Annotated in this window: 21 protein-coding genes; 11 read left to right on the top strand and 10 right to left on the bottom strand. The window is 63.9% G+C overall.

The window, feature by feature from the left end:
* Positions 1-140 precede the first annotated feature (140 nt).
* The 5 genes from HWY05_RS04430 to ugpC form a co-directional block, all read right to left on the bottom strand.
* Positions 141-992, bottom strand: a complete 852-nt coding sequence (locus HWY05_RS04430; protein ID WP_176057514.1) for a carbohydrate ABC transporter permease — start codon at positions 990-992, stop codon at positions 141-143.
* Positions 993-1,002: 10 nt separating this feature from the next.
* Entirely contained in the window at positions 1,003-1,986 is a 984-nt protein-coding gene (locus HWY05_RS04435; protein WP_176057515.1) for a sugar ABC transporter permease, read from the bottom strand.
* Positions 1,987-2,092: 106 nt separating this feature from the next.
* On the bottom strand, positions 2,093-3,346 hold the full coding sequence (locus HWY05_RS04440) for an extracellular solute-binding protein (protein WP_035558792.1): 1,254 nt from the start codon (positions 3,344-3,346) through the stop codon (positions 2,093-2,095).
* A gap of 96 nt (positions 3,347-3,442) precedes the next feature.
* Positions 3,443-5,458: a beta-galactosidase gene (locus tag HWY05_RS04445; RefSeq protein ID WP_176057516.1), complete on the bottom strand. Its 2,016-nt coding sequence runs from the start codon at positions 5,456-5,458 to the stop codon at positions 3,443-3,445.
* An 11-nt stretch (positions 5,459-5,469) separates the two neighbouring features.
* Complete coding sequence (ugpC, locus tag HWY05_RS04450; RefSeq protein WP_176057517.1) at positions 5,470-6,624, bottom strand: sn-glycerol-3-phosphate ABC transporter ATP-binding protein UgpC; 1,155 nt, start codon at positions 6,622-6,624, stop codon at positions 5,470-5,472.
* A 190-nt stretch (positions 6,625-6,814) separates the two neighbouring features.
* On the opposite strand from ugpC, the gene HWY05_RS04455 reads away from it, so the two are divergent.
* The 6 genes from HWY05_RS04455 to HWY05_RS04480 all read left to right on the top strand — a co-directional run bounded on the left by HWY05_RS04455 (position 6,815) and on the right by HWY05_RS04480 (position 13,348).
* Positions 6,815-7,846, top strand: a complete 1,032-nt coding sequence (locus tag HWY05_RS04455) for a LacI family DNA-binding transcriptional regulator (protein WP_176057518.1) — start codon at positions 6,815-6,817, stop codon at positions 7,844-7,846.
* Positions 7,847-8,032: 186 nt separating this feature from the next.
* The gene (locus HWY05_RS04460; protein WP_176057519.1) at positions 8,033-8,809 is read left to right on the top strand and encodes a flagellar brake protein; all 777 of its coding nucleotides are present in this window, start codon (positions 8,033-8,035) and stop codon (positions 8,807-8,809) included.
* 351 nt (positions 8,810-9,160) lie between these two features.
* Positions 9,161-10,165: a sugar ABC transporter substrate-binding protein gene (locus tag HWY05_RS04465; RefSeq protein ID WP_035558802.1), complete on the top strand. Its 1,005-nt coding sequence runs from the start codon at positions 9,161-9,163 to the stop codon at positions 10,163-10,165.
* A 96-nt stretch (positions 10,166-10,261) separates the two neighbouring features.
* Entirely contained in the window at positions 10,262-11,248 is a 987-nt protein-coding gene (locus HWY05_RS04470; protein ID WP_035558804.1) for an ABC transporter permease, read from the top strand.
* A 20-nt stretch (positions 11,249-11,268) separates the two neighbouring features.
* Positions 11,269-12,066, top strand: a complete 798-nt coding sequence (locus HWY05_RS04475; RefSeq protein WP_035558806.1) for an ATP-binding cassette domain-containing protein — start codon at positions 11,269-11,271, stop codon at positions 12,064-12,066.
* Between the two features lie 31 nt (positions 12,067-12,097).
* The gene (locus tag HWY05_RS04480) at positions 12,098-13,348 is read left to right on the top strand and encodes an ROK family transcriptional regulator (protein ID WP_176057520.1); all 1,251 of its coding nucleotides are present in this window, start codon (positions 12,098-12,100) and stop codon (positions 13,346-13,348) included.
* 36 nt (positions 13,349-13,384) lie between these two features.
* On the opposite strand, the gene HWY05_RS04485 is transcribed toward HWY05_RS04480, so the two are convergent.
* Both HWY05_RS04485 and HWY05_RS04490 read right to left on the bottom strand, forming a co-directional pair.
* On the bottom strand, positions 13,385-16,468 hold the full coding sequence (locus tag HWY05_RS04485; protein WP_176057521.1) for a transglycosylase domain-containing protein: 3,084 nt from the start codon (positions 16,466-16,468) through the stop codon (positions 13,385-13,387).
* A gap of 195 nt (positions 16,469-16,663) precedes the next feature.
* Positions 16,664-17,677 (bottom strand): LysR family transcriptional regulator, encoded by a 1,014-nt coding sequence (locus HWY05_RS04490; RefSeq protein WP_176057522.1) that lies wholly within the window; start codon positions 17,675-17,677, stop codon positions 16,664-16,666.
* 152 nt (positions 17,678-17,829) lie between these two features.
* Here HWY05_RS04490 and HWY05_RS04495 point away from each other — a divergent pair, with 152 nt between their 5' ends.
* From HWY05_RS04495 to HWY05_RS04515, 5 genes are all read left to right on the top strand, one after another.
* Positions 17,830-18,762, top strand: coding sequence for a dihydrodipicolinate synthase family protein (locus HWY05_RS04495; RefSeq protein ID WP_035558813.1), 933 nt, complete (start codon positions 17,830-17,832; stop codon positions 18,760-18,762).
* Between the two features lie 414 nt (positions 18,763-19,176).
* Positions 19,177-19,746 carry a sigma-70 family RNA polymerase sigma factor gene (locus HWY05_RS04500; protein WP_035558815.1) on the top strand — a complete coding sequence of 190 codons (570 nt, stop codon included), beginning with the start codon at positions 19,177-19,179 and terminating at the stop codon, positions 19,744-19,746.
* Positions 19,746-20,528: an anti-sigma factor gene (locus HWY05_RS04505; RefSeq protein ID WP_035558817.1), complete on the top strand. Its 783-nt coding sequence runs from the start codon at positions 19,746-19,748 to the stop codon at positions 20,526-20,528. Before HWY05_RS04500 ends, HWY05_RS04505 begins: the two co-directional genes overlap by 1 nt.
* A gap of 31 nt (positions 20,529-20,559) precedes the next feature.
* Positions 20,560-21,849 carry an FAD-binding oxidoreductase gene (locus tag HWY05_RS04510; RefSeq protein WP_176057523.1) on the top strand — a complete coding sequence of 430 codons (1,290 nt, stop codon included), beginning with the start codon at positions 20,560-20,562 and terminating at the stop codon, positions 21,847-21,849.
* A gap of 94 nt (positions 21,850-21,943) precedes the next feature.
* Complete coding sequence (locus HWY05_RS04515) at positions 21,944-22,639, top strand: TetR family transcriptional regulator (RefSeq protein ID WP_176057524.1); 696 nt, start codon at positions 21,944-21,946, stop codon at positions 22,637-22,639.
* A gap of 100 nt (positions 22,640-22,739) precedes the next feature.
* Here the strand turns inward: HWY05_RS04515 and HWY05_RS04520 are convergent, their stop codons facing one another.
* From HWY05_RS04520 to aroQ, 3 genes are all read right to left on the bottom strand, one after another.
* Entirely contained in the window at positions 22,740-24,119 is a 1,380-nt protein-coding gene (locus HWY05_RS04520) for an MFS transporter (RefSeq protein WP_176057525.1), read from the bottom strand.
* Positions 24,120-24,180: 61 nt separating this feature from the next.
* A complete protein-coding gene (locus HWY05_RS04525) occupies positions 24,181-25,092 on the bottom strand; it encodes a shikimate dehydrogenase (RefSeq protein ID WP_176057526.1) in 912 nt (303 codons plus the stop codon).
* Complete coding sequence (gene aroQ / locus HWY05_RS04530) at positions 25,089-25,544, bottom strand: type II 3-dehydroquinate dehydratase (RefSeq protein WP_035558828.1); 456 nt, start codon at positions 25,542-25,544, stop codon at positions 25,089-25,091. The genes HWY05_RS04525 and aroQ overlap by 4 nt, the downstream gene beginning before the upstream one ends.
* Between the last annotated feature and the right edge of the window lie 76 nt (positions 25,545-25,620).

Genomic DNA, 25,620 nt, shown 5'->3' on the forward strand with positions numbered 1-25,620 from the left:
GCACCGCGGGTTAACTAACGCGTCCACCGCGAGCCGCGAAGCTCGCTTTTTTGTCCGAAAAAAAGCCCGCTTTCGCGGGCAACCTTCTCCATCCCTCACCAGGAATCCAGCCAGAGGCGCTTTAGTCGCGTTAGCCCGCGCTAGCCTTTCGTCGCGCCAAATGTCAAACCCGCCACGAAATGCTTCTGCATGGCAAAAAACATTGCTACCGAAGGCAGCGCCGCCAGAATCGATCCCGCCGACACGAGATTCCAGGCCGTGGTCCACTGCCCTTTCAGCGCGGCGACGCCAACGGTAATCGGCGCGGCGTCATCGCCCTGGGTCAGACAGAGCGCCCAGAAGTAGTCGTTCCACACGAAGGTGAAAACCAGAATCGCCAACGCCGCCAGTGCGGGCCGGATCAACGGCAGCACGATCCTGAAGAACACCGTCCACTCATTGGCGCCTTCGATCCGCGCCGCCTCGACCAGTTCGAACGGCAATTGCTTGATGAAATTGCGCAGGAACAGCGCGCAGAAGCCGGTCTGAAACGACACGTGAAACAGAATCAGCGCGCCAACGGTGTTGAACAGGCCAAGCTGTAACGACAGATCCCGCACCGGAATCATCAGCACCTGCACCGGCACGAAATTCCCCGCGACAAAGGTCGCGAACAGGGCCGAATTGCCGCGAAACCGGTAGATCGCCAGCGCGAATCCCGCCATGGCCGCCAACGCGATCGAACCCACCACGGCCGGCACCGTAATCAGCACGCTATTCCAGAAATAGTGCAGCATCGGCGAGGTGGTCAGCGCCTCGCGATAGTTATCGATCATCGCGAAGTGCTTCGGCCAGCCCCAGTAGTTGCCTTCGCTCAACTCTTCCGTTGAACGCACCGAGGTGACGAGCACGGCGATCATCGGCAGCAGCCAGATCAGCAGCGCGAGCGGCAACGTGAGTTTGTAGACGCGGCGCGTGACCGGCTTCCATTTGTCGATAGGGATCGGAAACATGGTCGGCTCCTTATTGCTCGGCGCGCAGCATTCGCCGCAAGTGATAAACGATGTACACCAGCATGATGGCGAACAGCACCACCGCCACCGCGGCCGAATAACCGATGCGGTAGTACTTGATCGCCTGGTCGTACATGTAATACGCGAGCACGGTCGAGCTTTCGAACGGGCCGCCGCCGGTCATCACCGAGATCAGATCGAAACTGCGCAACGCGCCGATGATCGTGACGACGATCGCCATGAACGTGGTGGGCCGCAATTGCGGCAGGATCACGTGCCACAGCATCGACCAGCCTCGTGCGCCTTCCATTCGCGCGGCTTCGATCTGCTCGGCGTTCAGCGACGTCAAGCCGGTCAGGTAAAGAATCATGCAATAGGCGGTTTGCGGCCACAGTGCCGCGAACACGATGCCGAGCGTCGCGTAGCGCGGATCGCCGAGCACCGGTACACCGTGACCCAGAATCACGGCAAGCAAACCGAAGGTCGGGTCGTAAAACCACGAGAAGATCAGGCCCACCACCACGCCCGACAACACGAACGGCGCGAAAAACAGCGATTTGACGATGCGGATGCCGGCCACGGCCTGATTCAGGTACAGCGCGACGGCGAGGCCCATCGGCGGGGCGAGCAGGAAGAGCAGCAACCAGATCAGGTTGTTTTTCAGCGCCGTGTAGAACGTCGCCGTGTGGAACAACTCCACGTAATTCGCGAGCCCGACGAACGACGGGTCGGTCATGCCGTCCCAGGTGAAAAAGCTCAGGCGGATGGTCGACAGGACCGGCCACACCACGTAGATGGCGACCATCACGCACGCGGGCGCGAGAAACAGAAACGCGGCACGGCTTTGCCGGCGCGCGGTCGGCGACGGACGGCGGCGACGCGTGGCGGCCTGCGAGCCGCCGCGCGTCGCGCCGCCGGCCGCGGGCGAGCCCGGGCCACCGGTTTCAGTAGAGCCGCCGATAGTGTGGCGGGTGACGGATTGCGACACGATCATTCTCCTGTCGACCGGAGTTAGCGCAGCGCTGTCGAGAGCGCTAACCCCGGTCCCACGCACTGGTGCGTTCGATCACGACAAACGGCGGCCTCACGGCCGCCACCGCTCACTTCTTGTAGATCCGCTTACGCGTCTGCTCGAGTTGCGCGAGAACGTCGTCGAGTTTCGAAGGATCGGAGATGAACTGCTGCATCCCCTTCATGCCTTCGTCGGCCATTTCCTTCGTCATATCGCGATCGTAGAACTGCGCAATGCCGCCCTTCGTGTTCGCGAGAATCTGGAAGCCGATCTTGGAGATCGGATCTTCCGGCTCCGGCGACTTGCTGTTCGCCGACAGCGAGCCGAGCCCGATCGCCAGTTTCGCGCCGATCTCAGGCGTTTCGACGAAGGCCAGGAACGTGTGCGCGTCGGCCTTGTTCTTCGCCTTCGACGGGATATGCAGCGATTCGACCGGACCGTCTTCGGCGGTCGGCACCTTCGCGTCGATGATCGGGAACTGGAAGTAGCCCATGTCCGGCTTCACGTTCGGCGGGAAACCCGCGGTGATGAACGTGCCCATCAGCATCATCGCGGCCTTGCCCTGGAACAGGAACGGCTGCACCGAATCCAGATCGTACGAGAGCGAGTTGTCGATGAAATAGCCGGCGTCGATCAACTGCTTCCACGTCGTGTAGACCTTCTTCACGCGCGGATCGGTGTACGCAATGTCGCCCGCCATCAGCTTCTGGTGAAACGCATTGCCGTTCAGACGCAGGTCGAGATAATCGAACCAGCCGGCGAGCGTCCACGAATCGCGGCCCGCCACGGCGATCGGCGTGATGCCCGCGGCTTTCAGCTTCTTGCAGTCGTCGAGGAACTGATCCCAGGTTTTCGGTTCGCCGGCAATGCCGACCTTCTGGAACAGATCCTTGCGATAGAACATGCCCCACGAGTAGTACACGGTCGGCGCGGCATACTGCTTGCCCTTATACGAAGACGCCTCTTTGGTCGACGCGTACATGTCGTTCCAGCCGTTCTTCGCCCAGTCGCCGCTCAGGTCTTCGAACAGACCGCGCTGCGCGTAATACGCCATGCGTTCGCCGTCATGCCAGTTGACGATGTCGGGCGCGACGGTCGAGAGCCAGCCGGGCAACTGGACCTTGTACGCTTCCTCATCGACGAACGACACCTTCACGTCGATGCCGGGATGCGCTTTCTTGAAGTCGTCGATCACCGACTGCCATACCGCGCGCTGGCTCGCGCCCTTGAACGCGATGTTGGCCGTCAGCGTGCCCGCCTGCGCCGTACTGACGACGGAGGTCCCCGCAGCCGCCGCGGCCAGCGCGAGTGCCAACAGAATCTTGCGTGGTTTCAGCTTCATGTTGCCTGTCTCCTTTTATGCCTTGATTTTGCGTCGTTGTATTTACTGCGTGGAATCCTGCCGGTCAGCGCTATTCGTCAGCGGTACTCGCGCGTGTTATGTCGTCGTGTTCGATCGGTAGACGCTCACGCCTTGCGGTTCTATCTCACGCGCGCCGACTACGATGGCTTGTTCATCGATATCGGCGAGCGTGTACGCGTCGTCGCCATAGTTGAACACATAGGTCAGCGCGCCGCGTCGGCTCAAGCGCACACTGTCGCCGAGCCACATCGTTTCGAGGCCCGCCTGCTGGGCGATGCGCGAGAACAGCCGGGTGGTCAGCGCCTCGTCGAACAGACTCGCGAGATAGTGAAACGCGCCGCTTCGCACATACGCCGGCTGGCCGTCCGCAAACTGGGCGAGCACGTCGAACGAAGCACGGGCATCGGCATCATCAGCTTCGATGAAATCGCGCCAATGCCGCGCGAAGCCATCGGCACGGCTCGCGTCGTGGTTCGCTTTGCCGCTATCGTTGAAACGCACCGCTTCGGTCACGTTCGGCCGCATCGACTCGACGCGCCAGACCCGCAGCGGCAACACCGAAGCCAGCGCACCCGGCGGCAAATGGGCGGGAATCTGCAAGTCCGCGGTCTTCGAGCCGGTGCGCGGCCCGAACACCACCTGCGCTCCCGAGCTTGCCAGCCGCGCGGCCAGATCGTCCGGCACCACCGGCAGCGGCGGCACGACGATCATCCGGTAGCCGTCGAGCGGCGCATCGACCGGCACGACATCGACGTCGAGTCCGAGCGCGCGCAGCGCCGAGTAATACTCGAACGCAAAGCGGGGATAGTGAAAGTCCGCCCCCTGCGGATGAATCTCGAACAACCACTTCGCCTCGTAGTCGTAGACCAGCGCGACGGTCGAGCGAATCGCGGCGTTAGCGTCGGCATCCGCCGCAAGCACCGTGCGAATTTCGTCGGCCACCCGCGCCGCTTCGTTACCGCCCATGTCGAGCCGGTTATCCGGCGTGTTCAGCCCGGCATGCATCTGCTCCTGCGCGAACGGCGCCTGACGCCAGCGGAAGTACGACACGCAACCGGCGCCGTGCGCGAACGCTTCCCAACTCCACAGGCGCACCATGCCCGGCAGCGGCGCCGGATTCCACAGCGCCCAGTTCACCGGACCCGGCTGCTGCTCCATCACCCAGAACGGCAGCTTCGACATGCCGCGATAGACGTCGTGATTGAACGACGCAAAGTCGGGATGACCGCTACGCAGCCAGCGCGCCTTCACGTCCGGCGCGAACCATTGTTCTTCGAGCGCGCCGAGCGGATAGCTGTCCCACGACGCGACGTCGAGATCGGCGGCGACCTTGTAGTGATCGAACTCGGTGAAGAGCTGCATGAAGTTGTGCGCGACCGGCCGCCCCGGCGAATGCGCGCGGATGATCTCGACCTGCATGCGGTTATAGCGCGCGACTTCGTCGGACGCGAAACGCCGGTAATCGAGGCGATGCGACGGATGCGCTTCGGTCACGGTCGCGACCGGCGCGTCGATCTCGTCGAAGCTGCGGTACTCCATGCTCCAGAACACCGTGCCCCACGCGCGATTCAGCGCGTCGACAGTTTGATATTTCGCCTTCAGCCATTCGCGAAAGCGCCCCACCGCCGCCGGCGAGTAGCTCACCACCGTGTGATGGCAGCCGAATTCGTTATCCGTTTGCCAGTACGCGACCGCCGGATGCTTGCCGTAACGCTCGGCCACCGCCGTGCAGATCTTCTCGGATGCAACGAAATACGACGGCGACGAGAAGTCGTAATGACGGCGTGAGCCGAACGCACGCGGACGCCCATCCGCGCCGATCGGCAAAATATCCGGATGACGATCGATCAACCACTTGGGCGGCGTCGCGGTCGGCGTACACATGACGACCTGCAGACCGGCCGCGCCGAGCACGTCGATCGCGCGATCCAGCCAGCCCCAATCGTATTCGCCGGGCGTGGGCTCGATGCGGCCCCACGCGAATTCGGCGATCCGCACCTGTTCGATGCCGAGGGCTTTCATCCGGCGAGCGTCGTCTTCCCACATCGACTCCGGCCAGTGTTCCGGGTAATAACAGACTCCAAGGCGCATCCGAATGTCCTCTATGCGTAGTGTTCGACGGATTCGAGCGAAGCGGCGGCAAAGCCGTCTTCGGTAAACAAATGGCAAGCGGCACGGGGCACGCGCAAGCGCGCCTCGTCGCCGGGCACAAGGCGTGTGTCGCCCGGCGCTTTGGCGATCAGCGCGGCGCCGCCGGGTTGATCGAGGTGGACGTAGCTGTGTTCGCCGAGCTGTTCGATGAGCGAGACGGTGCGGGTCAGGACGGCGGCGTCGCTGGCGGCGGAGGATGCGTCGAGCAACTCCAGATGCTCAGGACGCACACCGAGCGTGACCGGGTGCGCGGCCTGCAGGCCTTCGCCGCTCACCGGCACGTGGACGTTTTCGCCGGTGTGGTCGAGCGTCACGAGCACGCCTTGCGGATCGACCGACTGCACGCGTCCCGGCAGAAAATTCATGCGCGGCGAACCGATGAAACCGGCGACAAAGCGGCTCTTCGGGCGGTGATACAACTCGAGCGGCGCGCCGATCTGCGCGATGCTGCCGTAGCGCTCCGTGTCCTTGCCGGCGTGCAGCAACACGATCTTGTCGGCGAGCGTCATCGCTTCGATCTGGTCGTGCGTCACGTAGACCACGCTGGCTTTGGCGAACTGCTTATGCAGCCGCGCGATTTCAATGCGGGTCTGCCCACGCAGCGTGGCATCGAGATTGGACAAGGGTTCGTCGAACAGAAACACGCCGGGCTGCCGCACGATCGCGCGGCCAATCGCCACCCGTTGCCGCTGACCGCCCGACAACGCTTTCGGCCGACGATCGAGCAACGCCTCCAGCTGCAGAATGCGCGCGGCTTCGCGTACCTTGCGGTCGATTTCGTCTTTCGGGGTTTTGGCGAGCTTCAGGCCGAAGGCCATGTTCTCGAACACGGTCATGTGCGGAAACAGCGCGTAGCTCTGGAACACCATCGCCACGCCGCGTTGCGCGGCGGGCACGTCGTTGACGAGGCGTCCGTCGATCGAGAGGTCGCCGTCGGTCGCGTCTTCGAGGCCGGCGATCATCCGCAACAAGGTCGACTTGCCGCAACCGGATGGACCGAGAAATACGCAGAACTCGTTCTCGCCAATCTCGAGATCGACGTCGCGGATCACTAACGCGCCGTCGCCATACGCCTTCTGCACGCCTCTTAACGAAATGCTCGCCATCGCATCGACTCCGTGATTTAATCGGCTCGAAGTCGAAGATTAAGCGCTTAATCAGCAGACCCGAAAAAATCGATCGCGAGCGATCGTTGGGTCTTGCCTGTCTCCGATATCGTTTGTTTATGAGACAGATGGTGCCGCGCCTCGTGCCTCGATGCAAATGCCGGACACCCATCCCATATATTGAAAAACCATGCCCACACTCAGCGAAGTCGCGCGTCATGCCGGCGTCACCCCTGCCACGGTGTCCAACGTGCTGCGCAATCGCGGCCGGGTCGGCGCGCAAACCCGCCAGCGGGTGCTCGATGCCGTGGACGCGCTCGGCTACCGTCCGCACCTCGCCGCCCGCGCGCTCGCCGAGGGTCGCGCGCCGACGCTCGCGCTGATGGTGTCGAGCATCGCCAATCCGTTCTATCCGGAGTTCGCGCTGGCCGTCGAACGCGCGGCGCGCACCAGCGGCCACTTCGTGATCATCTGCAATACCAACGAAGATCCGCAGACCGGCCGCGCGTATCTCGACCAGATTGCCGGCACGTTGTCCGAGGGCGTGCTCGTGACGAACGCGAACCTCGATTTCGCCGACCTGCACACCACCGAAGCACGCGGCACGCCGGTCGTGCTGTGCATGTGGGAGCGGCCTAACGAGCCACCCGGATTGCCGTGCGTCGCGGTGGATTTTCGTCTGGCGGGCGAGTTGGCCGGCGCGCATCTGCTGGGGCTGGGGCATCGGCGGATCGGCGCGATTGTCGGCAGCAAGGCGTCGGGGATTCACGCGGCGCGTTATCAGGGTTTTGTCGATGCGCTGCACGCGGCAGGCGCGCCGAAAAGCCCCGTCAAACATGCGCTCGATACGATTCAAGGCGGCTACGACGCGGCGCGCGCGCTGCTCGAAGCCGATCCCAAACTCACCGCGATTTTCTCGACCAACGACTTGCCCGCGCTCGGCGCGATGCATGCCGCCGCGGATCTCGGCCTGCATGTGCCGGACGACCTGTCCGTGATCGGCATCACCGACATTCAGCTCGCGCGCGAATCGCGTCCCGCGCTGACTACGGTGGCCGTGCCGACCGTGGAAGTCGCTGGGCTTGCGGTGTCGTTGTTGCGCGAGCTGATCGAGTCGTCGTATGGGCAAGCGGGACGCGACGCGGCATGCGTGCCGATGCGGATTTCGTCGCCGCCCGAACTGGTCGTGCGTGCCTCCACCGGCGCGCCGCGTTCGCGCTGATGTGGCCGTAACGCCCGCCCGGGCGTTACGTAGCGAACGCTGCAAACGGCGGTAACGCCGGTCCGGTCAATTCGTCTCAAACCCACGCGGCACAAGGCTTCACGGCGATCTTTCCCGCGCTCCATGCTGTTGGCACGGTCTCTGCAATAAGACACGCAAAGGCCACCCAAACACATGGATACTCAAATGATCGCCGATCTTCAACTGGACGCCGACGTCGCCGAACCGACACTCACTCGGGCTTCGGATATCGATTCAAATTTCGCGCAACGTCACCCGTTGCAAATCGCCGTTTGCCTGCGCAACCTGGTGGCGAATCAGGACTTCGTGACGGTGGAATTCGGCGGCAAGCAGATCGTCACGCAACTGCTCGACGTCGACTCGCGCAATGCACGTTTTATCTTCGACGCGGGTAACGTCGCCGACGATAACCGCGCGCTTCCCGGCGCACGCCAACTGACGTTCCGCAGCCTACCGGGCGGCATCCGCACCGAGTTCACGACGCTCAACGCGACGCCGATCGTGTTCGACGGCCTGCCCGCTTTCGAGGCCGCCTTTCCCGCGCTGCTCTACTCCGTGCAACGGCGCGAGTTCTTCCGCGTGCAGACCCCCGTGCTCGATCCGTACACGGCAAGCGGCGCTTACGTGGATGGCGGCTCGTTCCGGCTGGAGTTGCAGGATCTGTCGCTAGGCGGCATCGCGTTGAATACCGCCGACGAACGTGTCGGTTCGCTCGACGCCGGCACGATTCTGCGCGACGTCACGCTGCAACTCGGCGGTTTCGGCACGCTGCGCCTCGACCTGGAAATCGTCGCGCCGCGTCGGCTGGTCACGCAGAAGGGCGACCGGCGCTACGTGATCGGCTGCAAGTTCGTGCAACTGCCGGGGACGGCCGAACGGACTCTGCAACGCGTCGTCACGCAGCTTGAAACGAAGCGGCAAACGCTCGCGCCGCGTCGGTAAGTCGAGCCACATGGCGCACGCCGCGCGTGCGCCAATCCCCCCTCACGCACCCTTCAACTCACTTTCAATCGAGCCAGGACTTTCCCGAAGCCCCGGCGCGCCATCTCGCACCGCACCAAGCCGCCCTCGCCCTGTCACGTAAGGCTTGCAGCCTTCACGCCGATTCGCGCGGGTCATCCCTCGTTCGGATTCGTTGCTTGACGTGCCTCGTCGCGCCTGCTGTACTAAATCAACCAAAGTGATTTAGGCGAGCCCAACCAGGCCGCCGACCAGGTTGCCAGGCACGCAGCGTTCGCGTCTGCAACCGCCAGCAGTCCATTACGTCGTTGCCAATAACCGGAGGAGCGTCCCATGAATCTGAATTCCCGCAGGCATCCTGTCGCCAGGAAAGTCGTGTCGATGTGCGTCGCGGCGTCCGCCGTGTGGTGTGCGAGCGCGAGCCAGGCGGCCGATCAGCCGGTGGTCGGCCTGATCACCAAGACCGACACCAATCCGTTCTTCGTGAAGATGAAACAGGGCGCCGAAGCGGCCGCCGCCAAAGACGGCGCGAAGCTGATCACCGCGGCCGGCAAGTTCGACGGCGACAACGCCAGCCAGGTCACCGCGATCGAAAACATGATGACGGCCGGCGCGAAAGCGATTCTGATCACGCCGAGCGACACCAAGGCGATCGTGCCGAGCATCAAGAAAGCGCGCGCCGCCGGCGTGATGGTGGTTGCGCTCGACACACCGACCGATCCGCAAGACGCCACCGACGCCCTGTTCGCCACCGACAACTTCAAGGCCGGCGTGCTGATCGGCAAATACGCGAAAGCCGCGATGAACGGCAAGCCGGCGAAGATCGCCACGCTCGACCTCGCGCCCGGCGTGTCGGTCGGCGTGCTGCGTCATAACGGCTTCCTGGAAGGCTTTGGCGTGAAGGAAGGCGATGCGTCGATCGTCTGCAGCCAGGACACGCGCGGCGATCAGGCGAAGGGCCAGACGGCGATGGAAAACTGCCTGCAGAAATCGCCTGATATCAACGTGGTCTACACGATCAACGAACCGGCCGCAGCCGGCGCGTATCGCGCGTTGAAAGCGGCTGGCAAGGACAAGAGCGTGATGATCGTGTCGATCGACGGCGGCTGTGAAGGCGTGCGCAACGTGAAGGCCGGCGCGATCGCCGCGACCTCGCAGCAATATCCGCTGAAGATGGCCTCGCTCGGCGTGACCGCGGGCGTGGACTACGCGAAGACCGGCAAGAAGGTGTCGGGCTATCAGGACACCGGCGTGACGCTGATCACCGACAAGCCGATGTCCGGTATCGACAGTAAAGACACCAAGTTCGGCCTCGACAACTGCTGGGGCAACAAGTAACGCGTACGGACCGGCGGCTCGCCGTTATACCGGCGGGCCGCCACCGGATTTGCCGCGTGGCCCGTGCGCCGCGCTCATGCATCGAGGATCTCCATCATGTCGACTCCTTCCGCGCCTGCCAGCCACTCGCGCCCCTTCGCCGACCGTTTGCCGTCGCTCGCCGAAGTCGGCCCGCTGATCGCACTGGTGCTCGCCTGCGCGTTCTTCATTTCGCAGAGCAACCGCTTCCTGTCGTTCCAGAACCTCTCGTTGATCCTGCAACAAACCATGGTCGTCGCGGTCATCGCAATCGGCCAGACGCTGATCGTGCTGACCGGCGGCATCGACCTGTCGTGCGGCATGGTGATGGCGTTCGGCTCGATCATCATGACCAAGTTCGCGGTCACGCTCGGCGTGCCGCCGGTGCTCGCGATTGTGTGCGGCGTGGCCGCGAGCGCCCTGTTCGGCGCGCTCAACGGCGTGCTGATCACGCGCATCAAACTGCCCGCGTTCATCGTTACTTTGGGCACGTTGAATATCGCCTTCGCGCTCACGCAGATCTACTCGAATGCCGAGAGCGTGTCGAATCTGCCGGACGCGATCATGTTCCTCGGCAACACCTTCAAGCTCGGCCCCGCGGATGTCACGTACGGCACCGTCCTCACGCTGCTCATGTACCTGGCCACCTGGTTCGTGCTGCGCGACACGGTGCCCGGCCGGCATCTGTATGCGCTGGGCAATAACGCCGAGGCCGCGCGGCTGATGGGTCTGTCGTCGCAAAAAATCCTGCTGACCGTGTACTCGCTGGCGGGCGCGATCTACGGCATCGCCGCGCTGCTGTCGGTGTCGCGTACCGGCGTGGGCGATCCGCAGGCAGGGCAAACCGAGAATCTCGACAGCATTACCGCGGTCGTGCTCGGCGGCACGAGTCTGTTCGGCGGACGCGGTTCGATTGTCGGCACGCTGCTCGGCGCGTTGATCGTCGGCGTGTTCCGCAACGGTCTGACGTTGATCGGCGTGTCCTCGGTCTACCAGGTGCTGATCACCGGCATGCTGGTGATTCTCGCGGTGGCCGCGGACAAACTTTCCCATCGTCGCGGTTGAGCGTTCAAAAGGAGCCCGTCATGTCGACCCCTACTTCTGCTTCTACCGCGATGCCTGTCCTTCAGGCGCGTGGCCTCGTCAAACGCTACGGCAACGTGACCGCGCTCGACGGTTGCGATTTCGAAGTGCTGCCCGGCGAAATTCTCGCGGTGATCGGTGACAACGGCGCAGGTAAATCGTCGTTGATCAAGGCGCTTTCCGGCGCCACGGTGCCGGACGAAGGCGAGATTCTGCTCGACGGCAAGCCGGTCAAATTCCGCAGCCCACTGGATGCGCGCGCGCAAGGCATCGAAACCGTGTATCAGGAACTCGCGGTGGCGCCGGCCATGAGCATCGCCGAAAACCTGTTCCTCGCGCGTGAATTGGTGAAGCCGGGCTGGCGCGGCTCGATCTTCAAGATGATCGACAAACGCCGCATGCTCGAAGAAGCGACCGCGCATATGAAGGACCTGCAGATCGGTATCCGCTCGATGCGCCAGGCGGTCGAAACGCTCTCGGGCGGTCAGCGCCAGGGCGTGGCCGTCGCGCGCAGCGCGGCGTTCGCGCGACACGTGGTGATTCTCGACGAGCCCACCGCCGCGCTCGGCGTGAAGGAAGGCAACATGGTGCTCGAACTGATCCGCCGCGTGCGCGAACGCGGCCTGCCGGTGATCCTGATCAGCCACAACATGCCGCACGTGTTCGAGGTGGCGGACCGCATCCATATCCAGCGCCTCGGGCGGCGCGCGGCGCTCGTCAATACGAAAGACGTGCACATGTCCGAAGCGGTGGCGATCATGACGGGCGCCAAGGAAGCCGACGTCAAGGCGATCGCATGATGCCGGTCTCCTGCTGAACGGCGTCCCGGCCATGGATACCACCGGCGCCCGCTCGCCTCTCAAACGCACGGTCGGCTCGAATCAGGTCGGCATGCGGCAGTTCAACGAGCGGATCGTGCTGCAGGCGATCCGCCTGCACGGACCGCTGCCGAAGGCCGACGTCGGCCGCCTGACGCGTCTGTCGATGCAGACGGTGTCGATGATCGTCGACCGTCTGATCGTCGACGGCCTGCTCGAAAAGCACGCGCGCGTGCGCGGCCGGATCGGCCAGCCGTCCGTGCCGATCGCGTTGCGTGCGGACGGCGCTTACACCATCGGCATCAAGGTGGGACGCCGCAGTCTCGACGTACTGGCGATGGATTTCGCGGGACATGTAGTGTGTCGCGACGTTTTCGAATACGCCTACCCCGATCCGCGCACGTTGTTTCCAGCGCTCGAAAGCAAACTGGCGCGCGTGAACCAGACACTCGGCGCGAAGGCGAGCAAGGTGGTCGGCGTGGGCGTGGCAGCGCCGCTGTGGCTGGGCGGCTGGCGCGATTTTCTCGGCGCCCCGCCCGACGCGCTGGACGCGTGGCACGAGATCGATCTGCGCACGCGCATCGCCGCGATGACCGGATTGCCCGTCGAGTTCGCGAAGGACACCACGGCCGCCTGCGCCGCCGAACTCGTGATGGGCCAGGGCCGCGGCATCCACAATTTTCTGTATCTGTTCGTGGGCACTTTTATCGGCGGCGGCCTCGTGATCGACGGACGCCTGCATAGCGGCCCGCACGATAACGCCGGCGCGGTCGGCTCGATTCCACTCGGCGGCAGCGGCAGTGGAGGCACGGGAGGCAGCGGCGCGCGCAAGCCCGCGCGGCAACTGTTGCATGCAGCGTCGGGCTTCGTGCTGGAAAAACTGTTGAGCGACGCGGGCGCGCCGGCCGCCGCCGCGCACGATCATCGTGCGCTGTCGCCGGAACTGTGGCGGCATACCGAACAATGGCTCGATAGCGCGTGCCCTGCCATGGCCAACGCGCTGACCAATGCGGCCGCGTTGCTCGACCTCGATGCCGTGGTGATCGACGGTGAATTCGATCGGCAACTGGTGCGGGAAATCATTCGCCGTACCGAACGCGTGCTCGATCGTTTCGAGTGGGAAGGCATGGTGCGCCCGCAACTACTGGAAGGCGCGATCGGCGCGGATGCACGAGCGATGGGCGGCGCGATTCTGCCGCTCTACGCGCACTTCGCGCCGGTGCATGAGCTGTTTCTCAAACCGGCGGCGGATACGGATTATTAAGCGCCGCCGGTTGCTTCAAAGCGCTGGCAGAAAGCCTTATTGCGCGGCCACCTTCGTAGCGGTCACGGCGGTTTTCACCGGCGCTTTCTCCAGCAGCGGCTGCAACACCGGCGCCAGCGACTTCAGCAATTGCACGGACAGCGCACTGGTGAATTCGTAGTGCGCCGCATACGGTTCATGCACATAAGCGGTCAACGTACCGTAGAACCGATCGCCCATGACGAACACGAAAGTCGCGCTGCGATTCACTTTGCGCGACTCGATCAGCCGCGCGCCTTTGGCGAACACATTGAAGCGCTGATCGCCGGTTCCCGTCTTGCCGTACACCTCGAGCGTCTGGCCATTGGGGAAGCTCATGCCTTGTGCGAGACGCTTCGCCGTGCCGCCCAGCACGACGTCACGCAACAGCACTTTCACCACGCCCGCGATTTCCGGCGACACCTGCCGTTGCGGCGCTATCGCCGCGCGCTGGAAATGCGTTTCATACGGCGTGTCTTTCGCGAAGTCGATTTGCGTGAGGCTCTCGGTCGGCAATTTATTGCCGTCGCTGGCAATCACGCCGATCAGTTGCGCGAGCGCGGCAGGCCGGTCACCCGACGCACCGATCGCCGCGGCATACGAGGGCGTCAGGTTCGAAAACGGATAGCCGAGCGCCTGCCACGATTTGCCGATCGCCTCGTAGGCGCGCAGTTCGACCATGCGCTTGATGCGGCGATCCTGAGTTGCGTGATAGCGCGTCTTGAAGAGCCAGGAATACGTAGACAGACGCACGTCGCGGCTCGCAGTCTGCATCTGGTTCAACGTGGCATCGGGATGCCGGCGCAGATAGTTGAGCGTCCACAATTCAAGCGGGTGCACGCTCGCGATATAGCCGCGGTCGTTCAGATTGAAGCGGTCCACCGCGTACTTCGCGTACAGATTCGCGAGGTCTTCATCGTCCAGCACCGAGGCGGCCGGCGTGTTCTTCAGCGCTTCGCGCATCTTCGCGTTGAACCACGCGTTCGATTCGTCCGGCGCAACGCTGCGCAACACCGTCGCGATCTTGGGCGGCGATTTGCGCACGCCGAGCAGCAGCAGCGCGAGCGCCTGATCGGGATTCTTGTCGTGGTACTTCGTATAGAAACGCCCGAGATAGACGCGGCTTTCCTGATCGGCGAACTGCGTCAGATACTGTTTGCGGATTGCCGGATCGTCGAGCCATTGCGATGACGGCCCCGTGGTCTGCACCATCTCGTAGTGGACGATATCGCGCATCAGCCGCACGAACACCAGGTTCACCGAATGCTGGAACGCGCGGTGTACGGTGAGGATGCGGCTGTTGTCGTCGGACTCGAAGTTGTTGAAGGTTTGCGCGCCACCGCCTGTGTAGAACGTTTCGCCCGGATTGGCCGAGTATTTGCGCTCCACCGCCGCATCGAGCATGGGTTGCAGCGAGCGGTCGGCGGTGTGCGTCAGATAGTCGAGCGCCCAACGCGTGAGCTGGTCGTTCGGATCGGGCTTGACCGCTTTCAGTTCCGTGTTGCTCAGTGGCGCATATCGCGTATGCAGATCGGAGACAATCTGCAAATACGTGACGACGGTACGCAGTTTCGCGGTGGAGCCCAGATTCAGCCGCGCGCCGGAGTTGATGTCGAACGGCTGGTTGACGCTGTCGGTTTGCACGCGCACGAGGTTCGCGCCGCCAGTGCGTTCGAACAACGTAAAGCTGTAGGTGATTCTCGACGGATCATCCGCCGGCCGCAGCATTTCGAAACCGACCAGACCCGCGGCCTTGGCGCCGTCACGTGTGCCGGCAGCGGCGAGCCGTTCGCTGACGGCCTGCTGTACAGCATTGTTCAGCGTGCCCGTGGCTTGCAGGTCGAGACGGTCGAGCTCGTAGAAACTCGGCACGCCGAGTGCGGCCAATAGATGCGAGCGCATCGACGTGACGGCCTTGCGCGAGACAAAAGAGTCCGCGTTCGGCGTGCTATGCGGCGTGCGATGCAACTCGACCCGCGCGGACAGCGCGGCGTCGCGCAGCGGCATCGATACGACGCCGCCGCTCGCGAGTAAGCGCAGATAACTATCGGTCAACTGTTCGAGCTGGTCGTAGCCGTGATGCAGGAAATACGACGGCGCACGTTGCGCGATCATCAGCGACAGCACCTGCCTGAACGCTATGCCCTGTTCCGGCAAATTCGCCTCGGTGGAAGGCGCTTTCAGAATGCGGTTGACGTCGTTGAAATCGCGTCCGTACCAGGCGGCGAGACCGTCGCCGATCCCATTGATTTCGCCGATGCCCGGCTGCGCGGCGAGCGGCACCGAGTTCAGGTAATGCACGACGATCTGCCGGCGCGCGGGCAGCGTCTGCGGGCCGCCCAGATACGCGCGCACCGAAGCCGACGCGATTTGCCGCAACTTCTCCGGCGGCGTCGCCGTGCGGCCGCCGGCGGAGTGACGGAATTTCTCGATCTGCGTGGCGAGCGTGCTGCCGCCGGGCGTCGACTGATGATGGTTGAACACACGCGCACCTTGATCGACCAGCGCGCGGCTGAAGCGCCCCCAGTCGATCGCGGGGTTGCGATTCGGCTGATCGGGATCGAGCAGATAGCGGTCTTCGATAAACAGCAACGAATTCACGACCAGCGGCGGAATCGCGTCGAAATCGTCATAAACGCGGCCGGGAAACTGGGCGCCGAAAAGCGGCGCGCCGGTGCCGTCGAAGAGTTGCAAACCCGCCTGATCTTTCTCGGCGTACGGCAGGAATAAACCGTTATCCGATAACCACAGCATCCGGTCGGAATCGCGCGCCTGGGCGCTGATTTCAAACCCGCGTTGCAGCAGACGCTGCTGGATGGACGGCAGCAACGCGTAGCCGAGCCGACTGTCGTACGGACCCTGGTTTGCCTGAGGGAAACGGATGGAATGACTTGGACCGTCGGCGACGGAAAAGCCCACGTCGCGAGTCAGTTCGGAGAGGTAGTGCGCCTGCAGCCGCGAGGTCTGAATCTCGATCTGGCAAAAGCGCACCGCGAATGCCAGCGCGAGCAGAAACGCCGCCGCCAGTACCCATTTGAACCACTTCCGGACAGGCGTCATGCCTGTTGCGCGAAACGGTAACCGAACCAGTGGCCGATTCATGGTTGCTCTCCCCGACAGGGCGCCAAGCTCTTGGATCTGGCGCACCTTCGAAGCAGTTTAGCGCGGAACCTGAAAGCGCGATTGGTACGGATTTACCCGACAGTGTCGCGGCTACAACACCCTTCTCAAGACATGGCGGCGGGCCGTTTGTCGTGAGATATTGAAAGTCTTTCGCGTGACAAAAAACCGCCTCTCTCAGGCGGTTTTTTGCTTTTGCGCCGCGTCTCGACGGCGCCGTGCGCGCACCGGCCGCTCGGGCTGTTCGTGGCGTTGCGCCGGCTCCGCCGTCTGGGCTTGTACCAGTTCGATAAAGCGTTCCGCCGGCGGCGACAGCACGCCGCCTTTGCGCGTCACGATGCCGAAGGTTTGCGACGGCGATTTCAGCTTGACCGGCACGACGCGCAGCATCTTCCGCGCGACGAACATCTCGGCGATCGCGGTCGGCAGCAACGAAACCAGCTCGGCGCTGCTGTGCAGTAACGCGACTGTCACGAAAGTGGAAGCCGTTGAAATCGGGTTGTCGGGCATCTCGAGACCGGCCAGATCCATCTCGCGTTCGAGCAGCGCGTGCAACGGCATATGCAAGGGGTAGGTCACCCAGCGGTGACCGGCCAGATCGCGCAGCGTCACTTCCTTGCGCGGCAACGGCGGATGGCCATGCCCCACCACCACCGACAACGGCTCGTCGCCGAGCGGACGATAGTGATACTTCGACGGATCGCCCGCGACCGCCGCACGGCCGATCACCAGGTCGAGCCGCCCGTCGTCGAGTTGCTGCAGCATGCGCGCGCTGGTGTCTTCCATCACCTCGATCGATAGCCCCGGTTGCCCGGCATGCAACTGATTCAGCGCCGGCACCACGCAGGCCGGAATCGCGCCCATGATCGCGCCGACCGCGAGACGTCCGCCGCGCCCGGAACGGATCTCGGCGACATCCTGGCACAGCGCGGTGAGGTCGGTCGCCATCAGGCGGGCATAGCGGATCACGCAATGGCCGAGCGGGTTCGGGATCATGCCGCTCTTCGAGCGCTCGAAGAGCGGCGCCTCCAGCATCGCTTCCAGTTCCTGCAAGGCCTTGCTGGCGGCCGATTGCGTCATCGACATCGTGCCGGCGGCTTTGTGCAGCGACTTCTGGTCGTCGAGCGCGATCAGCAATTGCAATTGCTTCATGCGCAGTTTCGACAGCAGGACGTTCAGGGTGTCTTTCATGGCTTGAGGGCAAACCGCGACGCGGCGGGCTGTTCGCGGGTGAGTCGCAAAAGCGATCACAAGATGGAAACAATTCAATATACCCGGGGTGCTCACCGCCGTATAGTCGGCGCCGGAGACATTCAAAACCCCTCTTCGAACGGACCGCCATCATGATCTCGACATCCCAATCCGCCGCGTTGCGCGGCGTCTTCCCGGTCGTGCCGACCATTTTCGACGACGCCGGACGCCTCGACCTCGACGGCCAGAAACGCTGCATCGACTTCATGATCGACGCCGGTTCGAACGGCCTGTGCATTCTGGCGAACTTCTCCGAACAGTTCGCCCTGTCCGACGACGAACGCGACACGCTGATGCACCTCGCACTCGACCATGTGGCGGGCCGCGTGCCGGTGATCGTCACGACCACGCATTTCAGCTCGCAGCAATGCGCCGAACGCAGCCGACGCGCGCAGCAGGCGGGCGCCGCGATGGTGATGATCATGCCGCCGTATCACGGCGCGACGATCCGCATCGGCGAGCGGGGTATCTATGAGTTCTACCGCACGGTGTCGGACGCGATCGATCTGCCGATCATGATCCAGGACGCGCCGGTCAGCGGCACCGCATTGTCCGCGCCGTTTCTCGCCCGCATGGCGCGCGAGCTGGAACACGTGTCGTACTTCAAGATCGAAGTGCCGCAAGCGGCGAACAAACTGCGCGAACTGATCGAACTGGGCGGCGACGCGGTGGTCGGTCCGTGGGACGGCGAAGAAGCGATCACGCTGATGGCCGATCTGGATGCGGGCGCAACGGGTTCGATGACGGGCGGCGGCTACGCGGACGGCATCCGGCTGATCGTCGACGCCTATGCGAGCGGCAAGACCGAGGCGGCGGCCGCGCACTATCAGCAGTGGCTGCCGCTGATCAACTACGAAAACCGCCAGGGCGGCCTCGCGTCGTGCAAAGCCTTGATGAAGGAAGGCGGCGTGATCCAATCGGACGCGGTGCGTCATCCGCTGCCGCCCATGCATCCGGCCACGCGTGAAGGACTTCTCAAAGTCGCACGACGACTCGACCCGTTAGTGCTGCGTTGGGGTCGCTGAAGCGCTGGCGTCGATAAAAAAACCAACCCGCCCATTCCGGTCCGGACGGTTGCCGATTCAACGATCGACCACCGTCCGGACCTGTCGGGAATGAGCCCGGCTTCCCCGTACAACGTTCAACACACCCGCGACGCGTTATCTGTCCCGCATCGCTTGGCTCCATTGCCGGCCGTTCACCCAGGCTCGTACAACGGCACTGCCCTCCCTGCACACGCACCCCGTGTCCCAACCGCCCGGCGCTCACACTCGCCGCGCCGGCCTTGTCCATCATGACGCCGCCGCCCGCAGCCCCGGGCTCTGCAGCCATATACGCGGAGCCCGCCGCAATGGATGCACGCGCCGGCAAAAAAACCCGCATATAAGACAGCGGCGAAATTGAGTAACATAGGCCCGCACGCCAACCTATCTCTTTCCATGACCGCCAATCCTCGAGAATTAACGCCGGAAACCCTTGCCGAGCTGCTCGAACGTGTTGCCAAAGAAGACGCGGCGGCATTACGAGAGTTATATGATCTCGCCGCCCCGAAACTGTTTGGCCTCGCGCTCCGTATATTGAGCAAGCACGAGTGGGCAGAAGAAGTTTTGCAGGACAGCTTCGTCAACATCTGGCGCTTTGCCGGCGACTATAGCCGCGCACTGTCCGCCCCGATGACGTGGATGTCGGCAATTGTCCGAAACCGTGCTCTCGATCACCTGCGGCGGGTCAACAAGCAGGAAACAGAATGGAGCGATGCGTTGGACGATCTCGTGGCAACCGGCGATCCGGATCCCGAAGCGCTGACCGCGGTCAGCCTGCAGGCACGTTTGCTGGCCGGCTGCATGCAGCAGCTGGAACCGGCGCAGCGACAGGCGGTAGCCCTCGCCTACCTGCGCGATCAGAGCCATAGCGAGATCGCCGACGTGCTGACGGTGCCGCTCGGCACCATCAAATCCTGGATCAGGCGCGGCCTGGCCAAGCTGAAAACCTGTCTGGGAGGCGAGTGATGAACCTGCATCGCTATCCTCAGCTGGTCGATCTGCTGGCCGCCGAATACGTACTCGGCACGCTGCGCGGCGGCGCCCGGCGCCGCTTCCAGTTGTACGCGGAACACGACACGACCGTGCGCAAAGCCGTCGACGAATGGCAGCGGCGCATCTCGCCGATGGCCGAACTCGCGGAACCGCGCATGCCGCCGGCGGAAGTGTGGCAAGCCATCGAACGTCGTCTCGGGCTGACCGCCACACGTGAAGCGGCACGGCCGCGCACCGTGGTCGAAACCCCGGTGCGGCCGTCGCGCAGCATCTTCGAGAACCTCGCGTTCTGGCGCGGCTGGGCGCTCGGCGTGACCGGACTCGCCGCGGTTGCGGTGGTGGTCGCGGTGCGCTCGCTGTTGCCGTCCGCTGCCACGCCCGCCACGGCGCCGGTCGTCGCGCAACAGCCCGAAACCGCTGTTTCGCATGTCGCCGTGCTGAATAACAAGGACTCGCATCCGGTCATGCTGGTCGCGTGGGACGAAGCGCATTCCACGATGACGCTGCATCCGCTCGGCAATGTCGATTTGCCTGCGGGCCGTGCGATGGAATTGTGGGGCATCCCGGCGAGCGGCCATCCGGTTGCGCTCGGTATGCTGCCTGACAGCGCGAGCGGCAAGGTGCCGGCCGGTCTGCAGAAGCCGGAGAGTTATGCGGCGCTGGCGGTGTCGATCGAAGCGCCGGGCGGCTCGCCGAATCCGAATGCGCCGAGCGGTCCGGTGGTGTTTAGCGGCAAGCTGCTGCCGGTGTCCTGAACGGGCGCCCGGTTGCCGCTACCCTAACCGCATGCAGAGCTTTTACGAAGCCACCGTTACCCGCCCGTCAGGTTATGCGCCGCTCGACGGGCGGCGCAGCGTCAAGGTCTGCATCATCGGCGGCGGGCTCGCGGGGTTGTCCACGGCGTTGGGACTGGCTGAACGCGGCGTGACCGACGTCACGGTGCTCGAAGCCCAGCAGGTGGGTTTCGGCGCATCCGGACGCAACGGCGGCTTCGTGTTCGGCGGCTACAGTCTCGATTGCGCCGATCTGCTGAAAGCCCTCGGGCCCGTTCGTGCGCGTGAGCTCTATACGCTGACCACGGACGCCGTCGATCTGATGCGCAAGCGTATCCAGCGCTACCCGGTAGACTGCGACGCGACCGACGCCGGCGTGATCCTCGCCAACTGGTTCGACGAACCGGCGCGCCTCGATGCGCAACGGCGTCTGATGCGCGACGCGTTCGGCGTCGACTGGGAACTCGTGCCGGCCTCGCAACTCGCAACACAACTCAAGACCGGCCGCTATTACGGCGGTCTGTTCGAGCGCAACGCGTTCCACTTTCATCCGCTCAAATATGTGCTCGGTGTGGCCGCTGCTGCTGCGCGCGCCGGCGTGCGGATTCACGAGCAGTCGCCGGTAGTCAGTTTGCAGCGCGACGGCGCCGGGTTCGTCGTGCATACGCCGCACGGCGCACTCGACGCGCAACACGTCGTGATGGCCGGCGGCGGCTATGCGCGCAAGGTCTATGCGAAGGTCGAGCGCGCGGTGCTGCCGATCGCCACCTACGTGATGGCCACCGAACCGCTCGGCGCCCGCCTGAGCGACGCGATCGACACCCGCGCCGCCGTCTACGACACGCGTTTCGCGTTCGACTACTACCGTCCGCTGCCGGACACGCGCATTCTGTGGGGCGGCCGCATCTCCGTGCGCGACCGCGCGCCGGACACCATCGCCCGTCTGTTGCGGCGCGATCTGCTGAAGGTCTATCCGCAATTGCACGACGTGCGGATCGAGCACGCGTGGGGCGGCCTGATGAGCTACGCGCGCCACAAGATGCCGCAAATCGGCCGCAGCGTGGACGGCGTCTGGTACGCGGTCGGCTTCGGCGGTCACGGCATGGCGCCGACCACCGTCTCCGGCGAACTGCTGGCGGCGGCGATTGTCGGCGAGCGGCCGGTGCCCGATGCGTTCGCCACCTTCGGCCTGACGCCCGCCTTCGGCGCGCTCGGTCTCGCGGCCGCGCAACTGACCTACACGGCGATGCAAACGCGCGACGCGCTGGCCGAGCGTCGCCGGCCGGCACGGTCCGCTTCGTGACGCCCGTCAATGCGCCATAGTTAGCGCCCGAAACCGTCTCAGGACGCCGTTTTCGCCATGCTAGAATGCGCCGTCACTGCCGCTCGAATACACAATGAAAAAGGGAAGCAAGGCCGCCGAGCCTGATACCAACGGCATCCCGTCGGACACTCCGCGCACCGACACGCGTCGCAAGTACGATCCCGAACAGACCCGGCGCAATATCCTCGAGGTCGCGACCCAGGAGTTCTCCGCAATGGGCCTGACGGGCGCGCGCGTCGACGCGATCGCGGAACGCACGAACACCACCAAGCGCATGCTGTACTACTACTTCGAAAGCAAGGAAGGGTTGTACCAGGCGGTGCTGGAAAAAGTGTACGGCGACATTCGCGCGCTCGAACAGGATCTGCACATCAGCGAACTCGACCCGGTCGCGGGCATGCGCGCGCTGGTCGAATTCACGTTCGACTATCACGACCGGCAGCGCGATTTCGTGCGCCTCGTGACGATCGAGAACATTCACGGCGCGAAGTACGTCGAGCAGGTCAAGAGCTTCAAAGGCCGCAACGTCACCGTCATTCATACGATAGAAGATCTGCTCGCGCGCGGCATCGCGACGGGGCAGTTCCGCAATGACATCGACGCGATCGATCTGCATCTGATGATCAGCTCGCTGTGCTTTCACCGCGTTGGCAATCGCCATACCTTCGGCGCCGCGTTCGGCCGCGATCCGTCGCATCCGCGCTTGCGGGCGCGGCATCGCGCGATGATCGTGGACGCCGTGCTGCGTTTCGTGCGCAAGGAAGATTGAGGCAGGCAACCGTGCAATGAAAAACGGGACGTGGTGCAAACCACGTCCCGTTTTTTTTGCTGCCATGTGGCTATGTGCTGCTACGTCTCGCTCCGCGCATTCAATCCACCAGCACGATCCGCTTGATATCGCCGACGATAAAGATGTACGACAGCGCGCCGACCATGGCGATAGCGCCGATAAACACCAGCGCGCCGACAAACGAACCGGTCGCCGCGACGATAAAGCCCACCACCAGCGGCGTGACGATGCCAGCCAGATTCGCGGCGAAGTTGAAAATGCCGCCGGTCACGCCGAGCAGGCCTTCGGGCGCGATATCGGACACCAGCGTCCAGCCCAGCGCGGCCATGCCCTGCGCGAAGAACGCCACCGACAGGATCACGATCACCACCGCATTGCTCTCGACGTAGTTGGCGAGAATGATCGTCGAGGCGAGCAGCAGGCCGGCGATGATCGGCAGCTTGCGCGCCACGTTCGGCGACTTGCCGCGGCGCAGCAGCCAGTCGGAGAAGAAGCCGCCGAACATCACACCGATCGACGCGGCAATGAACGGCATGATCGCGAAGAAGCCGATCTTGAGCCACGCCATATGGCGCTCGGTGGCGAGATAGGTGGGAAACCAGGTGAGGAAGAACACCAGCGTCGAGTTGCCGGCGAACTGGCCGAGGCAAATGCCGCTCAATTGCCGGTGCTTCAGCAGACGCCCAATCGTCCGCCATTCGAAGCCGCTTTTCGCGGACGCACCCGCAAGCGTCGCGGCGCTCACGTCTTTCTTTCGATGCGTAAGACCGCCGCCGGCTTCGATATAGTCGAGCTCCGCCTGATTCGCCGACGGATGATCGCGCGGCTCACGATAGAACGCCCACCAGATCAGGCCGAACACGAGCCCCACGCCGCCCACCACGAAGAACAGCGAACGCCAGCCGAACGCGCCCATCAGCATGAACAGGAACGGGCTGAAAAACGCGAGGCCGATGTATTCGCCGACCGTGTAAGTGCCGGTCGCCATGGCGCGTTCGTTTTGCGGGAACCAGGTGGCGACCACGCGGCTATTGGTCGGAAAACACGGCGCTTCGGAGACGCCAAGGCCGAGTCGGAACACGAACAGCGCGCCGATTCCGTGCACCAGTCCTTGTGCAAGCGTGAAGAGCGACCAGAAGGTCATCGACAGAAAATACGTGAGCTTGCTGCCGAAGCGGTCGAGAAACAGCCCGCCCGGAATCTGCGACGCCACGTAGCTCCACGAGAACACCGAGAACAGCAGGCCCATCAGCGCGGCGTTGATGCCGAGTTCCTTGGTCAACTGCGGTGCGGCGATGCCGAGCACCGTGCGGTCGAGATAATTGATCATCGTGCCGACCGCGAGCAGGCCGAGAATCTGGTAGCGGGCTTTCGAGCGGCGCGCGGTGCTTAGCGTGGCATCCCCCAGGGGAATATCCTTCGGGGCGCTCGCGGGGCTGGATGGGATCGGTTGGGGCATGGCGTGTCTCTCTCCTCGGTCTGTTTATGGTCCTGTTTGTAGCGCGGTCGTGTGCTGACGGTCAGCGCTCGGTGCGGGGCAGCAAGGACTGGAAATGCGTGTAGACGCGCTCGGCGTCCGGTTCGAGTCCCGTGAAAATGCGCATGGCGTCGACCGCCTGATACACCGCCATGCCACCGCCGCTCAGCGTGCGGCAACCCAGCGCTTCGGCCGCCTGCAACAACTCGGTGCGGATCGGGAAATAGACGATGTCCGCCACCCACAAATCGCGGTGCAGCAAGTCCACCGGCAACGGCAAGCCGGGCAGTTTCGCCATGCCGGTGGGCGTCGCGTGAATCAGGCCGTTGGCTGCGGCCAGCGATTCCGCCAGCGAGTCCACCAGCGAATCGCCGGCGCTGACCGTGCTGGCCGGGAAGCGTTGCTGCAACTCGGTGGCGAGAGCGGTTGCGCGCGCGGCGTCCACGTCGAATAGCGTGAGCGCTTGCGCGCCCATGCTCAGCGCGGCATGCGCGACCGCCGCGCCGGCGCCGCCCGCGCCGAGTTGCACGACGCGCGCCAGCGACACGTCCGGCAAACCGCGCTGGAAAGCACGGGCGAAGCCGGACCAATCGGTGTTGTGGCCGATGCGTTTGCCGTTTTTGAACAGCACCGTGTTGACCGCGCCGAGGGCGCGCGCGTCGTCGGAGAGTTCGTCCAGCAGCGGAATGACCGCCTGCTTGCACGGATACGTGATGTTCAGACCGTTGAAGCCCATGCGTTCGGCAGCGAGCAACAGGTCGGGCAGCGCTGAAATATCGAGTTTCAACGCTTCCAGATCGATACGGCGGTACACGTAGTGCAGCTCGAGCCGGCTGCCCTCTTCTTCATGCATCGCGGGACTCAACGAGCCGCCGATGCCCGATCCGATCAGTCCGACCAGATAAGAATGCGCCGAGGCCTGCGAGTGGGTTTGTGCGTTCACGGGTGTGTTCATTTAGCCGCCCTATTCTTGAGAATAGTCGTCATCCGCTCGAGCGCGAGCACATAGCCCTGCGTGCCGCATCCGACGATGATTGCCTCCGCCACCGCCGACACATACGAGTGATGCCGGAACGCCTCGCGCCGATGCACGTTTGAAATATGCACTTCGATCACAGGCTTTTCGATCGCCGTGAGCGCGTCGGCGATCGCCACCGAGGTATGCGTGTAAGCCGCCGGATTGATCACGATGCCATCGACTTTGGCGCGTGCGGCGTGCAGCCAGTCGATCAGTTGATGCTCGGCGTTCGACTGGCAGAACTCGATCGACAGATCCAGCCGCTCGCCCGCATCGCGGCACAGCTTCGCGACGTCGTCGAGCGTTTCCGAGCCGTAGATGGCGGGCTCGCGCGTGCCGAGCAGATTGAGGTTCGGTCCGTTGAGGACCAGGACGGAGGCAAAACTCATGGCGACACCCCTGCAAAGTAAGACCTGAAGCCGCCACGCAATCGCGGCGGTTCTACAACGTGTACGAAGTGTGCGC

The organism is Paraburkholderia sp. BCC1876, from assembly GCF_902833695.1.
Classification (GTDB): domain Bacteria; phylum Pseudomonadota; class Gammaproteobacteria; order Burkholderiales; family Burkholderiaceae; genus Paraburkholderia.

What these genes read in the sequence shown, in the direction of transcription:
- HWY05_RS04430 (WP_176057514.1), bottom strand. Translation starts at nt 992, where the DNA reads ATGTTTCCGATCCCTATCGACAAATGGAAGCCGGTCACGCGCCGCGTC.
- HWY05_RS04435 (WP_176057515.1), bottom strand. Translation starts at nt 1,986, where the DNA reads ATGATCGTGTCGCAATCCGTCACCCGCCACACTATCGGCGGCTCTACT.
- HWY05_RS04440 (WP_035558792.1), bottom strand. Translation starts at nt 3,346, where the DNA reads ATGAAGCTGAAACCACGCAAGATTCTGTTGGCACTCGCGCTGGCCGCG.
- HWY05_RS04445 (WP_176057516.1), bottom strand. Translation starts at nt 5,458, where the DNA reads ATGCGCCTTGGAGTCTGTTATTACCCGGAACACTGGCCGGAGTCGATG.
- ugpC (WP_176057517.1), bottom strand. Translation starts at nt 6,624, where the DNA reads ATGGCGAGCATTTCGTTAAGAGGCGTGCAGAAGGCGTATGGCGACGGC.
- HWY05_RS04455 (WP_176057518.1), top strand. Translation starts at nt 6,815, where the DNA reads ATGCCCACACTCAGCGAAGTCGCGCGTCATGCCGGCGTCACCCCTGCC.
- HWY05_RS04460 (WP_176057519.1), top strand. Translation starts at nt 8,033, where the DNA reads ATGATCGCCGATCTTCAACTGGACGCCGACGTCGCCGAACCGACACTC.
- HWY05_RS04465 (WP_035558802.1), top strand. Translation starts at nt 9,161, where the DNA reads ATGAATCTGAATTCCCGCAGGCATCCTGTCGCCAGGAAAGTCGTGTCG.
- HWY05_RS04470 (WP_035558804.1), top strand. Translation starts at nt 10,262, where the DNA reads ATGTCGACTCCTTCCGCGCCTGCCAGCCACTCGCGCCCCTTCGCCGAC.
- HWY05_RS04475 (WP_035558806.1), top strand. Translation starts at nt 11,269, where the DNA reads ATGTCGACCCCTACTTCTGCTTCTACCGCGATGCCTGTCCTTCAGGCG.
- HWY05_RS04480 (WP_176057520.1), top strand. Translation starts at nt 12,098, where the DNA reads ATGGATACCACCGGCGCCCGCTCGCCTCTCAAACGCACGGTCGGCTCG.
- HWY05_RS04485 (WP_176057521.1), bottom strand. Translation starts at nt 16,468, where the DNA reads ATGAATCGGCCACTGGTTCGGTTACCGTTTCGCGCAACAGGCATGACG.
- HWY05_RS04490 (WP_176057522.1), bottom strand. Translation starts at nt 17,677, where the DNA reads ATGAAAGACACCCTGAACGTCCTGCTGTCGAAACTGCGCATGAAGCAA.
- HWY05_RS04495 (WP_035558813.1), top strand. Translation starts at nt 17,830, where the DNA reads ATGATCTCGACATCCCAATCCGCCGCGTTGCGCGGCGTCTTCCCGGTC.
- HWY05_RS04500 (WP_035558815.1), top strand. Translation starts at nt 19,177, where the DNA reads ATGACCGCCAATCCTCGAGAATTAACGCCGGAAACCCTTGCCGAGCTG.
- HWY05_RS04505 (WP_035558817.1), top strand. Translation starts at nt 19,746, where the DNA reads ATGAACCTGCATCGCTATCCTCAGCTGGTCGATCTGCTGGCCGCCGAA.
- HWY05_RS04510 (WP_176057523.1), top strand. Translation starts at nt 20,560, where the DNA reads ATGCAGAGCTTTTACGAAGCCACCGTTACCCGCCCGTCAGGTTATGCG.
- HWY05_RS04515 (WP_176057524.1), top strand. Translation starts at nt 21,944, where the DNA reads ATGAAAAAGGGAAGCAAGGCCGCCGAGCCTGATACCAACGGCATCCCG.
- HWY05_RS04520 (WP_176057525.1), bottom strand. Translation starts at nt 24,119, where the DNA reads ATGCCCCAACCGATCCCATCCAGCCCCGCGAGCGCCCCGAAGGATATT.
- HWY05_RS04525 (WP_176057526.1), bottom strand. Translation starts at nt 25,092, where the DNA reads ATGAACACACCCGTGAACGCACAAACCCACTCGCAGGCCTCGGCGCAT.
- aroQ (WP_035558828.1), bottom strand. Translation starts at nt 25,544, where the DNA reads ATGAGTTTTGCCTCCGTCCTGGTCCTCAACGGACCGAACCTCAATCTG.